This is a genomic window from Maledivibacter halophilus (assembly GCF_900167445.1).
Lineage (GTDB): Bacteria > Bacillota > Clostridia > Peptostreptococcales > Caminicellaceae > Maledivibacter > Maledivibacter halophilus.
Genome location: NZ_FUZT01000010.1, coordinates 1 through 12733, shown reverse-complemented (window position 1 = coordinate 12733; position 12733 = coordinate 1). Strand labels below are relative to the sequence as shown.

General features: G+C 32.5%; 17 protein-coding genes. 16 read left to right on the top strand and 1 reads right to left on the bottom strand.

Annotated elements, in window-relative coordinates; genetic code table 11:
• The first annotated feature begins 13 nt into the window (after positions 1–13).
• The 13 genes from B5X81_RS27585 to B5X81_RS18185 all read left to right on the top strand — a co-directional run bounded on the left by B5X81_RS27585 (position 14) and on the right by B5X81_RS18185 (position 8992).
• The gene (locus B5X81_RS27585) at positions 14–154 is read left to right on the top strand and encodes a hypothetical protein (RefSeq protein ID WP_170917488.1); all 141 of its coding nucleotides are present in this window, start codon (positions 14–16) and stop codon (positions 152–154) included.
• 77 nt (positions 155–231) lie between these two features.
• Entirely contained in the window at positions 232–1722 is a 1491-nt protein-coding gene (locus tag B5X81_RS18235; RefSeq protein WP_079493739.1) for a hypothetical protein, read from the top strand.
• Positions 1723–1736: 14 nt separating this feature from the next.
• On the top strand, positions 1737–2165 hold the full coding sequence (locus B5X81_RS18230; protein ID WP_079493737.1) for a hypothetical protein: 429 nt from the start codon (positions 1737–1739) through the stop codon (positions 2163–2165).
• A gap of 1 nt (position 2166) precedes the next feature.
• Positions 2167–3135: an XkdQ/YqbQ family protein gene (locus tag B5X81_RS18225; protein ID WP_079493735.1), complete on the top strand. Its 969-nt coding sequence runs from the start codon at positions 2167–2169 to the stop codon at positions 3133–3135.
• Positions 3135–3560: a DUF2577 domain-containing protein gene (locus tag B5X81_RS18220; RefSeq protein ID WP_079493733.1), complete on the top strand. Its 426-nt coding sequence runs from the start codon at positions 3135–3137 to the stop codon at positions 3558–3560. The genes B5X81_RS18225 and B5X81_RS18220 overlap by 1 nt, the downstream gene beginning before the upstream one ends.
• Complete coding sequence (locus B5X81_RS18215) at positions 3557–4600, top strand: baseplate J/gp47 family protein (protein ID WP_208985090.1); 1044 nt, start codon at positions 3557–3559, stop codon at positions 4598–4600. Before B5X81_RS18220 ends, B5X81_RS18215 begins: the two co-directional genes overlap by 4 nt.
• Positions 4590–5210 carry a putative phage tail protein gene (locus B5X81_RS18210; RefSeq protein ID WP_079493730.1) on the top strand — a complete coding sequence of 207 codons (621 nt, stop codon included), beginning with the start codon at positions 4590–4592 and terminating at the stop codon, positions 5208–5210. Before B5X81_RS18215 ends, B5X81_RS18210 begins: the two co-directional genes overlap by 11 nt.
• A 34-nt stretch (positions 5211–5244) precedes the next feature.
• Positions 5245–5664: a hypothetical protein gene (locus B5X81_RS18205; RefSeq protein ID WP_079493728.1), complete on the top strand. Its 420-nt coding sequence runs from the start codon at positions 5245–5247 to the stop codon at positions 5662–5664.
• Positions 5664–7016, top strand: coding sequence for an outer membrane protein assembly factor BamB family protein (locus tag B5X81_RS18200; protein ID WP_079493726.1), 1353 nt, complete (start codon positions 5664–5666; stop codon positions 7014–7016). The genes B5X81_RS18205 and B5X81_RS18200 overlap by 1 nt, the downstream gene beginning before the upstream one ends.
• 22 nt (positions 7017–7038) lie before the next feature.
• On the top strand, positions 7039–7311 hold the full coding sequence (locus B5X81_RS18195; protein WP_079493724.1) for a hypothetical protein: 273 nt from the start codon (positions 7039–7041) through the stop codon (positions 7309–7311).
• Positions 7312–7449: a hypothetical protein gene (locus B5X81_RS27580; protein WP_170917489.1), complete on the top strand. Its 138-nt coding sequence runs from the start codon at positions 7312–7314 to the stop codon at positions 7447–7449.
• 340 nt (positions 7450–7789) lie between these two features.
• Positions 7790–8170, top strand: coding sequence for a hypothetical protein (locus B5X81_RS28190; protein ID WP_079493721.1), 381 nt, complete (start codon positions 7790–7792; stop codon positions 8168–8170).
• Between the two features lie 6 nt (positions 8171–8176).
• Entirely contained in the window at positions 8177–8992 is an 816-nt protein-coding gene (locus tag B5X81_RS18185; protein WP_079493719.1) for a hypothetical protein, read from the top strand.
• A gap of 29 nt (positions 8993–9021) precedes the next feature.
• Here the strand turns inward: B5X81_RS18185 and B5X81_RS18180 are convergent, their stop codons facing one another.
• On the bottom strand, positions 9022–9234 hold the full coding sequence (locus tag B5X81_RS18180; protein WP_079493717.1) for a helix-turn-helix domain-containing protein: 213 nt from the start codon (positions 9232–9234) through the stop codon (positions 9022–9024).
• 476 nt (positions 9235–9710) lie between these two features.
• Here B5X81_RS18180 and B5X81_RS18175 point away from each other — a divergent pair, with 476 nt between their 5' ends.
• From B5X81_RS18175 to B5X81_RS18165, 3 genes are all read left to right on the top strand, one after another.
• On the top strand, positions 9711–10256 hold the full coding sequence (locus tag B5X81_RS18175) for a DUF2634 domain-containing protein (protein ID WP_079493716.1): 546 nt from the start codon (positions 9711–9713) through the stop codon (positions 10254–10256).
• Between the two features lie 13 nt (positions 10257–10269).
• The gene (locus tag B5X81_RS18170; protein WP_079493714.1) at positions 10270–11667 is read left to right on the top strand and encodes a right-handed parallel beta-helix repeat-containing protein; all 1398 of its coding nucleotides are present in this window, start codon (positions 10270–10272) and stop codon (positions 11665–11667) included.
• Positions 11668–12114: 447 nt separating this feature from the next.
• Positions 12115–12733 (top strand): IS4 family transposase (locus tag B5X81_RS18165; RefSeq protein WP_139380389.1); only part of this gene is annotated, 619 nt, incomplete at its 3' end.

Genomic DNA, 12733 nt, shown 5'->3' with positions numbered 1-12733 from the left:
TGGACTTACCCAAATGATGTACTACTACTGGAAGGAAAAGGGAATAAGACCCTCTGTTCTATACAATATGCCAAAGGGCGAGCTATTAACAATAATGGCTTTTTATGAGGAAGAAATAAAAGAAAGAGAAAAGATGATGAAGTTTAGCCAATAACCCCAATATACAAACCATGGGAACCACTCAGGCGTTCCCGTGGTAATTTTTATTTTCATTCAAAAGGTGGTGAAAAGATGACAGTACTAACAGGTATATTTAAATCCAATAGATTTAAGGAATCTATGAATAAATTAGAAGAAATAAATACAAAGATGAAGGATTGGGATTCTGGAGCAAAGAGAAAGCTAGATTTAGCAAAATCTATGACCGATATAATACAAGGAAAAAAATTAAAAAATAATGATAACAAAAAGGAAGCCAATGAAAGTGAAAATCTATTTTTAAATTTCATTGGAAAACTTAAAAAGACAAAAAAGACTGTAGAAAATACATTGGGATATGTTGATGATATGCAAAAATATATAAGTCCTACATTAAAAAAATCTACCAAGGCTTCAAATCTTATTAACAATAAATTTGCCCCTAAAGCAGGAAAAGTGGTTGAAAATATGGTTAATTTTGCTGGAAAGGCAGTAAAAAAGGATTTAACGAAATATGCAAATGCCACAAAACATGTGGTAGAGACTGGAACCAAAAATCTATTTTTAGGAAAAGCTGGTCCCAAACAAATGAAAAAGTTAAGTAGTAATCCACTGGCTCAAGCCATGTATAACAAGGCTGTTAAATTTAAAGATACAACAAAAAAAGTAACAAAAAATATAGATAAATACTCCTTAGATGATATAACTAAAAAGGGCAGTGAACTGATGGGTAAGGGTATGAAAAAAATTAATAATCCAAAGGCTGCTGGAATTATGGATAAAATATCTGACAGTAAAATCCTTGGGAAAATAAAGAATATAGGTGGCAACAAATTTGTCAAGGGCCTTACCAAAGCATTTTCTCCAGTAGGTGCAGCAATGAATGTCCATACCATGATGACCGATGAAAGTGATTTTAAAAAAACCATGGCTGCATTGGATTTTGCAGGTGATTTTACTCCCATTGCACCAGTTACATCGGCCATAAGCTTTGTAGGAGGAGCTGCCTATGATTTCTTAAAGGATAAGAGCTGGGGTAAACCTTTTACAGATGGGCTGGATAAAGGAGCAGGCAAAGGAATTGAATTGGTAGGTAAAGGAGCTGACTGGGTAGGTGAAGCAGCTGGATTTATAGGCAGCTCAGTATCAAAGGCAGGAAAGAATACATGGGGATTCATGAAAAAAGGAATAAAATCCGGCATGAATCTAGCTAAGGAAAAAACACCAGCTCCAATAAAAAAAGCACTGAAAAGCTATACAGATATCTATAAAAAACCAATACAAAGAGCAAAGGAAGCAGGAAAATTATTAGGAGACACAATCAAAAACATATTTAAAAAGCCAAGCCACAAAAACACAAAAGATATATACAGAAAAACCCCTTTACCTTCAAAGGATATGCAGGCCCAAATACAGCATAACGGCGAAGTAGTTCAAACAAAACTACAGGGCAGCCCAATAGACAACTCAACAAAAAATAACTTCACAATAAACATAAGTGGAATGAATAAAACAACAGAAGAAATCATGGACGAACTAGTTCCACAAATAAAGCTTAGAATGAAAAATATAAGTGTGGCATAAAGGAGGGCTGGAAAATGGATATATTTTTATCAATAAACAATAGGCAGCAGGTAATAAAGCTTCCCGTCCTTCCAGCAGAGTTCAAAATACAATCGGGAATGAAGAATGAAACCTATGATGTAATAAGTCAGGGGGAAATAAAACTAATAGGAATGCCTACATTAAAATCAATATCCCTTCAATCCTTTTTCCCCAATAGGGACTATTCCTTCTTAAGAAATAAGGAATACAAGGGATGGGAGTATGTTGAAGCAATAGAAAAGTGGAAGGAAGAAAGGGTTCCCATAAGACTAATCATATCCGAAGCTTCAAGGGATATTATCAATATGCCCTGCAGTATAGAATCCTTTGAATATGGACTGCAGGATGGAACAGGAGATATATATTATACTATTACACTAAGTGAGTTCAAATTTATAGAGCTTGACCAAAGGGGGATATAATATGCATCAACTTTTTAATATATCTAACAATCTGCAAACAAATATTACCCCCATGCTTGGAGATATACAGTGGAGAAGTGATATAAATGAGCTGGGAGAGCAGTTGGACTTTAATATAGCATTTAATGATGACAGATACTTTCCCATGAATCCCGTAGATATAGGAAATATAATATCCCTTACAAATGAAGAAGAAATCTTTAGAGGCATAGTAGTGTCGGAGCAGAGAAATGGCAGGGGAGCAGTAAGCTATACCTCCTTCGATTATGCCTTTTATCTAAACAAAAGCAGTGGAATTTATCAATTCAATAGGGTACCGGCAAAAAAGGCAATAGAAACAATACTAAAGGACTTTGAAGTTCCCATTGGTAGTATTACAGAGATTCCAACAATAATAAATAAGATATTCAATGAAAGATTAATCAGCGACATTATAAAAGAGATCATTACCATCGCAGAGGACGAACAGGGAATCAAATACAGATTGGAAATGAAACAAGGGAAACTATATATATCAAAGCAGGAAGATTTAATAATAAAGGCAGCCTTCAAGCTGGCCGACAATATTCAGCCCTATGATATCTTAAGCTCTATATCAAACCCAAGTAGAAAAAGAACCATAGAGAATATGAAAAACAGTATCAAGCTGGTATTTGATAATAAGGTAATAGCCCAGGAAAAGAAAAATGACTTGATAGATAAATATGGACTATTACAGGAGGTCAAAACTGTAGATAAAAAGGATAAAGCCCAGGCAAAAAATATAGCAAAGAAAAAGCTTGAGGAATTAGGAAAAATATTTGAGGACAACTCCTTGGAAATGATAGGGAATGACAATGTAAGAGCAGAGAGAATTATTGAGATAGAGGAGCCAATAACCGGTATCACGGGACAATATCTAATTAAAAGTGCAAACCATACATTGAAAAACGGCATACATCGTATGCAGCTGACCTTGGAGGTGAAATAATGAGTGGCATAAGTGAATTGGCAATGCTCTTTAAGGAAAGAGACAATAAATATTACCTAGGGCCCCAGATAGGGAAGGTAATAAGTCCATTACCTGAAATCAAAATTGCCCTAGGGGAAAAGATAATACTTGGAAAAGACCATCTGATATTTGCAAGCCATATTTTAAAGGATTATGAGAGGGAATTTTCTCTGGAAGGTCAAATACAGCTTTCCCAGAGTAATGCAGGTCAAACTAATAGTGCTTCCGTTGGAGACCACGGCTCCCACGACCATAGCTTGGCAAGCTTAAATATTAATACCCAGCAAAAAACCACAGGAAAAATAAAATGGATAGATTCCTTAAAAGTAGAAGATGAAGTGCTGCTCATACCAACAACCAATGAACAGCAATATTATGTTATAGACAAGGTGGTGAGACTGTGACAAGGGAAGAAATAAAAAATCGAATGCTGTCCCAGATAAGTGATGAATACGACAAATCCCAGGGCAGCTTTTTTCATGATGTAATAAATGCCCTGGCAATAGAGTTGGAAAAGGCATATATGAATCAAAATAAGATACTGGATCAGGGCTTTGTAGAAACCGCCACAGGAGAAAACCTTGATAGAAAGGCAGCAGAGCAGGGGATAAGTAGAAATCCTCCTACAAAGGCAAAGACAATAGTAACAATACACGGCTTAGAGGGAGTAACTATTGAAAAGGGAACTAAAGTGGCAAGTGATGCTGCAAGCTATATAATAACAGAAAGTAAAACAATAGATTCTTCAAAGGAAGCCAATGTTCCAGTAGAATGTGAAGAAGCTGGAGCAATAGGAAATGTACCGGTGGGAGCTATTAAATATTTTCCCGTTACAATATCAGGACTAACTAGCGTAACAAATCCAAATCCAGTGACAAATGGATACAATGGAGAAAGCGATGAGAAGCTTAGAAGTAGATACTATAACAAAGTAAGAACACCGGCAACCTCGGGGAATAAGAACCATTACAAAAACTGGGCATTAGAAGTCCCCGGTGTAGGTGATGCTAGAGTCCTTCCCCTTTGGGATGGAAATAATGGAACAGTAAAGGTAGTAATAATAGATTCAGAAAAAACAGGTGCAGAGCCGGAGCTTGTAGCCGAGGTGAAAAAACATATAGAAGAAAATAGACCAATAGGAGCCGATGTAACAGTGGAAAGTGCCTCAGAATTGTCTATAGATATTAAAGTAAGATTAACCATTGACACAAACAACTACACCATGGACCAGGTATTAGAAAATATAGAAGAGAGCATAAGAAAATATTTAAAAGAAATAGCCTTTGTAGAAGATTATGTTAGCTATGCCCAAATAGGAAGCTTGATTTTTCAAAGCAAGGGAGTAATGGATTATTCTAATTTAACTTTAAATGATGGAAACTCAAACATAGTATTAAGTAATACTGATGTACCAGTATTAGGGGTGATAACAAATGTCGAATAAACTGATGAGCTATCTACCCAATTATTATGCCACGAGTAAGGTAATTACCGACGTAACAAATACCCAAGACCTAGAGCTTAAAGAATTCAGTGATCAAATAGTAAAGACTCTAAACGAGTTTTTTATAGACAAATCGGATTTCACACTGGAAAGATGGGAAAAGGAATTGGGCTTGCCTATAAATAACAGCAAACTGAAGGAACACAGGCGAAGCATAATAAAATCTAAGCTAAGGGGCCATGGAACAGTTACAGTAAATTTAATTAAAAACACAGCAGAAAGCTACTCCAATGGAGAAGTTGAAGTAATAGAGAATAATCCAGACTACAGCTTCAAAATAAAATTTGTAGGAACAAAGGGACTCCCCCCAAACCTAGAGGATTTAAAAGCAACAATAGAGGAGATAAAACCAGCTCATCTAGCATTTGACCTTGAGTTCACCTACAATACTAATAGTTATTTGCATAGCTATCATCTTGGATGGCTCAGTGCCTTTACCAACAAAGAACTAAGAACAGTCAAGCTGCCCAATGAAGACGAAGGAATTTTCCATGAAAGAATGGCTAATTTTAGCCATGAAAGATTAGAGGTTATTCTACATGCTCATTAGTATAGATAATGAAAAAATAGTGAGGTGATAACAAATGGCAGATTATACAGACAACTATAATCTTAAGAAACCAAATATAAAGGAAAAATATAGCGTAAATGATCAGAATGAGAATATGGATATTTTGGATGGGGAGCTTAGAAGGATTGATGTGGGAATAGGTGAGTTGGAGAAGGAAGTTAATACAGGGTTGGCTGAGTTAACGGCGAATTATAACTTTAATGTTACTTGTACAGATACAGAAGGGAGACCAATCCAAACTCAATACACAAAACAAGATGCCTCCTTATATTTACAAGTAGATGCAAGTAACCCAGATGCTAATGGTTTTTATCAAAGAATAGAAGAAAAATATTATGAGGATGATGGTACAACACTTTTAAAAACAGTAATATGGACACTTACTTATAATGAAGATGGTTTGGTTACTACTAGAAACTGGGTGGTGAGTTAATGAGTATAGAAAAAAATATAGATATATTTAAAGATTTGGGTATTGGCATTGATTGCATACCTAAAGGTAAAAAGGTAATTAAAGTATTTACACAATTAGAAAACCCCACTGCTGAAAATGTAGGTGATATATGGATAGAAACTGACAAAAGTATAGGAGAAATATTTTTCAGAGAACCAGATAATCCACCTGCTGAAAATGATTTGTATGGGTGGGTGAGTATAAACCCTAAGATAGAATTAAAAGTAGATGTTACAGAAGGTATGCAGTTTATAGGTAGAAGTGAAACAGAGATGTTAATAGTATATCATGATATTAAAAAATTAGATACTATTTCCACAGACTACTTAAAAATATGGGAAAATGCTTGGTTAAAAATTTATTCTAAATTAGGAAGCTTTAAATATTGGGATACTATAAAAAGTAAGTGGGTGTTTGAAGTTGCTCATTACTGGAATGGTATTGAGTGGGTTAATTTTTCAAAATCAGATTTTATTGTTTATTTACTTGATGATAAGATTAGAAAATTATATCCAGATTACACAGAAGAATGGGCTTTATCAGGTGCTAATATTCATACTATAATTACAGACCCTAATGAATTTATTGTTGTAGGTGGGTATCAAAAATTAATAAAATATGATACAAATGGAAATGCGATCTGGACTTCTCCTATTGTAGATATTGATTATATTAGAGGGGTAGCTATAGATAGCGAAAGCCAAATTTATGCTGCAGATAGAGATGGGATACTTTATAAAGTTAATAAAGATGATGGTAGTGAAATATGGAGATATTTTATAGGAGGTTCAACACAACTTTCATGTGTTTCTATTGATAATAAAGGGTATATTTATGTCGGTGACAATGATGATTACATTACAAAATTTGATAATAATGGAAATTTAATATGGAGAGTTAGGAAACAATCAGATAGTATTTATGATTTAGCAGTAACACCTACAGGAACGATATACAGTGCTAGTCAAATTGGTTCATTATCTAAAATAAATACTGATGGAGTAGAAGAATGGGAAGTACCTCTTGATAATAGTCCATATAGAATTGATATTGATAATAATGAAAATATTTATGCTTGTATTGTAAATGGTCCTTATGGTCTTAAAAAAATTAATAAAGATGGGAATGAAATATGGACTTATTCAACATCTGGTGGAAATAGAGGTGTTTCAGTAAATTCATCTGGTAGTATATATTTTGGAGGAGATGATAATATTTTATATGAATTAGATAAAAACAAAATTTTAATATCTAGTTTACCAAGGAATAATAGAATAAATTGTGTAAAGACAACACCAGGTTTATATGGTGTTTTTTCTGAAAAATGGTAATTAAATAATAGGAGGTAATAAAATGGCTATAGTATTTTATGATGAAAAAGGAAAAGTAGGTTTAATTCATAAAAAGCCTGAAAAATTAAGTAAAGAAAGAAGAAGTCGAGGAATAGAGGTTCTAGACATTCCCCAGCCACAGCAACAAGAAGGTAAAAAAGCAGTATTATATTATGATAAAGTTAATGGTTTATATTATAAATATGTAGATATTCCAAAAACTAAAGAAGAATTATTAGAAGAAAAAGTATCACAACTTGAAAACTACATACTTTCTTCAGAGGGGGTAATATAGGTGATTAAGCAAATCATTGTTGATATGTTGGTCAGAAAAATAAAAAATCAAGAAATAAATCCTAATACTGGCGAAGCTTTTAAGGTTGAAGATATAAAAGTTGCTGAGTATCAAAATGCAGTACAAGAAATTATTTAACAGTTACTAACCAAGGCATTTATATAAAAACAAAAATGTTTTAGCATATGCGGTTATTTACCATAGTATAATAAAATCTATTGGCTATATAAATCAAAAAAAGATAAAAATAATAAAAAATATGTAACGACAAAAGTATATTATGTAGACTTAAGATATAGTTAACAGAGTATAAAATGACAGAAAAGCAGTTTTCTGTCATTCTTTTGAAAAAGGTAAAACAAGAATGTTTAACCTTTATTTAAGTTTTACCTATTTATTAATGAAAAGAAAAGTTATCTATCCATACTGATAATAAGTTGAACAAGTATAGATATACTGAACTGAGAGAGGTGAGATAATGCCAGATTATACAACTAATATTAATTTAGAAAAACCATTAGCAAATGAATACTTTAATATAGATATCCAAAATAGAAATATGGATATAATTGATACAGAAATAGTTAAAAAAGCCAGTAGTACACAAGATGGTAGAATGTCTAAAGAGGATAAGGAAAAACTAGATGGTATCCAAGAAGGAGCTATTGATTCCTTGGCTGGAGAAGGAAGAACAACCGAAACAGTGAAGAAAAATGCCGATGATATTTCAAACCTGGATTTAAAAATGTTTGAGTTAACATCCCAAGGTGGAATTGCTAAAGTTAAAATACAATCAACTGAAATTAACAACGAAGATGGTGAGCCCAATGGAACTTTAGTAATCTATATAGGAGAGTGATAATTAATGCAAATATTAAGCATTAGACTACCAGCAAGTGGAGATTCCTCAAGCTCATCCCAAAGCAAAACAATAACGATTCCAAATCTAGGAAAGATTAAAAATATTACCGCAGATACTGGAAATGTAACATATGAGTTGATTGACAATCAGCAAGTAAAAATAAATGCTTCTGGCGGTAATTATGTAAGACGGGTATATGATTCAAAGAAGTACAGTAAGTATGTATCAGGACAAACCTCTTCCAATTATAATAAAGATGGATATACTGGGACATTGAGTAGGTATTTGTATAGTGGAAGTTATACGCCGGGGCATAGTAAGTCAGTAAGTGAAGATGGGATTGTATATATAACAGCTAAAGAAAAAAAAGTAGCTGAAGATAAAAGTGTTCAAGTCTCTTATAACTTAACAAATACTAAGAAGTATGATAGAAATGGATATATTGGAACATTGACAGCAACAATTGAAGTTACTTCTGATATAATGTTTAGACTGTTAGATAAGATTGATGCAATATTACCAACTAAAGAAATAGGGGAAATATTTACAGTATCTTTAGCATGTTCCGGTACTTACACTGGCACAGTAACCCGACCAGCAAGCGACACCAGAGTATACCGCTACAAAGGAACCGTATACAAAGGAGGCTACGATTACTATTATGCTTACAATATCACAATAGAGTACGAAGAAGATTCAAAAACATATTTAAAAATAAATAATGAATATAAGAAAATTCATTTTTATTTAAAGCAAAGTTGTATGTATGAAAAAGTAGCCCCTTACTTAAAAATAAATAATAAATACAAAAGAATATGATGATGGGAACAAAGGGAAAGGAACAATACTTATTCCTTTTTATCTTTCAACCCCAAAACATAATCAGCACTAACACCATAATATTTACAAAGCTTAATAAGATGCTTGATAGGTAATTCTCTAATACCTAATTCATAACGTGAATATATTTGCTGAGAAGTACCTAAGACCTTGGCAACTTGAACTTGAGTTAAGTCATTATCTTCCCTTAACTTTCTTATGATGTCATTGTAATTTTTCATTGAAACTCCCCCTAAAGCTTAAAAGAATGACATATATAAATAGTCATGTACAACCAAATGATTGTATTTATATTATAACATTTGGTTGTATGTAGGTATCGAAGTATAAAAATTAATAAAAAGAACGTGCAATCCGACAAGAATTAATCAAAATCTTTCAGATAGTTTTCTTACTAAATTATTGAAGTCATTTTCTTTTCTTTTTATTAATCTTTATTATTAGAAATCTATATAGATATACACCAATAAAACTTAAGAAAGGAAGTGGCCTCTGAGGTTTCCTTTTGAGCGATTTTTATAAACCTGTTTATCCTTTTGATTATTTAATTTAAAACAGGTTTATTACATGAGCCAAAAGGATTCTCAGTGGCCACGACCGGAAATTAAACTTTTAAGGGCGTACATCTATAAACAAATACAATGAAAAGAAATTAACATTAAAAGTAAACAAAATATCAAAAGGTGGTGAAGCTAAAATGCTTCCTAAAATAACAAAACTACAATTTAAAACCGATGATAAAAAGGATTTACCAAGGATAGGTAAATCCTTTCTATTTGACTTTAAAAAAGGGGATTTTCCTTTAAAGGATGGAAGACTGATAGAAGTAACTGGCATCCAAGCTTTAATGGTATGGATAGAAAAAACATTGAGAACTGAAAAATACAGATACAAGGTATATGAAAGAGAAGATAAAAACGAATATGGTGTGATTTTAGAAGACCTGATAATAGGAAATAATTTTCCCCATACCTTTGTAGAAGCAGAGGTTAAAAGGGAAATATCTCAGGCCCTAACAAGTCATCCAATGATTCAGTCACTATCCAATTGGAAAATAGAAGGCAAGAATCCAGATTTAAAAATATCCTTCAAGGTAAATCTAGTAGGCGGAAATAACTTTAACCATGATGTAAATTTATTGACCCTTGATACTAAAAATACCCATAATACCTGGGATGATGTGACTCAGCTTACCTGGGAAAAGGCATCTAATCATACATGGCAGCAGCTGGAAAATATTTAAGTGAGGTGATATCATGGAAAATACTCCTAATTATAATCTAAAGAAGCCAAAGCCTACAGATAAAATAAATATACAGGATATTAATGAAAATATGGACATTATTGATGCTGAAATAAATAAAAAAGCAGAACAAATAGATATTGATTCCTTGGCAGGAGTAGGAAGAACTGCAGAAACTGTTAAGAAAAATGCTGAGGATATAGAAAATTTATCTGAAGGAATGACTGAGTTAACAGCCTCTTTGTATCAAAATACAAAAGAGATAGAAGAGCTTGATAAAGTTACACAAAATATTGGGATAAGAACGGAGACAGTTGAATCTCAAATTATTGATTTAAATACAAAAACAGAAAAAATACTAGGAGTAAAACAATATGGTGCTAAGGGCGATGGAATAACCGATGACACAGATGCAATTCAAAATTTATTAGACACATTGGAAAATGGTGAATCTATATATTTCCCAAAGGGCATATATTTAGTTAGAGGTCTTACGATACAGGATGTAGAAAAATTTCGTATGTTTGGTGATGGATGGGGTAGTCAGCTTAAATTGATGGATGGTTCAGATTCAAATGTTTTAAATATAATCAACAGCCCAAGATTTATACTTGAAAACATAAGCATTAACGGAAACAGAGATAATCAAACTAACCCCCATGGCGGTGTATATATTGAAAGAAGTGAGTTTTCTATTATTTCAAAGGCAGAAATATGCTTTTGCAAGAATTATGGCCTTAGACTTACAGGAGTAACCAATGAAACTTGGGAAGGAACAGATGAAATAAATATTGACAATTGTTACATTCATCAAAATGATGGTAGTGGATTAGAAATAAATGATACCCATGACCATAGTGTATCTGCATGTAATATTGAGTTTAATGAGGGCCATGGTATACACTTAACTGACTGTAGTTGTCTTAATATACTTGACTCTATAATAGTTTCTAATGACAAGATAGGAATACATGCCCAAAATTCATCAAGACTTAATATAAATGCAAATCAAGTTTGTCTTAATGGTGAAAATGGCATAAAATGTATTGGCGGAAAACAGTATAACATTACAAACAACGTATTTCATAGTAATGGCAGATTAGATAATGGATACTTTGAAAGTGGTATCTTGGTGGCATATACCAGTAAAGTAATAGTATCTGGAAACCAGTCAGTAGATATAGATCTTGATTCTAAGACCCAAACCTATGGACTAGAAACATATAGCGTTAGTGAATTAATTATAATAGGGAATGATTTTACTCCAAACCTTATAACCCCTACAATGATAGACGCTGATACCAATTATATTGCCTATGGAAATAATGGATTAGAAGACAAGAATAGTATCACCGATAAAATAAATGAATTAGAAAGCAGATTAAATACACTGGAAGAAATTAATAAATAGAAATTAATAAATATATATTTTCTAGCAATCTGAAAGAATTTTCCTATTTTAAAAAGGTTTTAAATTGTTCTTTTCTATGAGATGTACGGCAATAAGACTTAAGAAAGGAAGTGGCCTCTGAGGTTTCCTTTTGAGCGATTTTTATAAACCTGTTTATCCTTTTTGGTTATTTAATCTAAAACTTATTTTTACATGAGCCAAAAGGATTCTCAGTGGCCACCACCGTAACATTAGAAGCTAGTTCCTAGTGGCTTTTAAAAAGTCCCAAAAGATTAGACCAAAATCTTTCAATCGAGCAAATTGCATAATTACCTTCTTAAAAAACTAACTACTATATCATAGGCGTTAACTTAAGCCAAGTTATACCAAGGTAAAAATTACATTTGCAAAAAGACAACAAAAATGGGAATCTCTAAGTGACGACCAAATCACAAAGGAGAGATTCCCATGAAGATATCTTCATCACTTATTATAAACGTAATTCGATTTTTAAACCATATAAAAATAATGGAAATTGCTAAAAATATTGGTTTTACAAAGCGTAGAACAATGCTTATGCCAGAAACTCTTGTTAAAGTTTTTACTTTTGGTTTAATAAATATAGCAAATCCTTCGTTAAATGAAATTGCATCAAAGTGTGAAGCACTACAACCTGGTTTGCAAATTAGTAAAGTAGCAATCCATAAAAGATTAAAGAAAACATCTAAACTTTTGGAAGAAGTATTTAAAGAGACTATGCATCTTACAATAAATAACATGCTTACAGCAAAAACAACTAAAATCTTTTCACAGTTTAAAGATGTAAAAATATGTGATAGCACAAAAATTACTTTGCCCGATAAATTATCAAATATATGGCCTGGTCTAGGTGGAAGCAATGCTAAATCTGCTTTAAAAATTCAAGGTGTATATAGTTTAGTATCCAGTTTATTTGGGAGCATAGAATTAACAAAAGCTCCTGGGCCTGATACAACTTATACAGATAAACTACTTACATTAATTGATAAAAATGAATTGCTTATTACAGACCTTGGATACTTTAGTAAAGCCTTTTTTGAAAAATTAG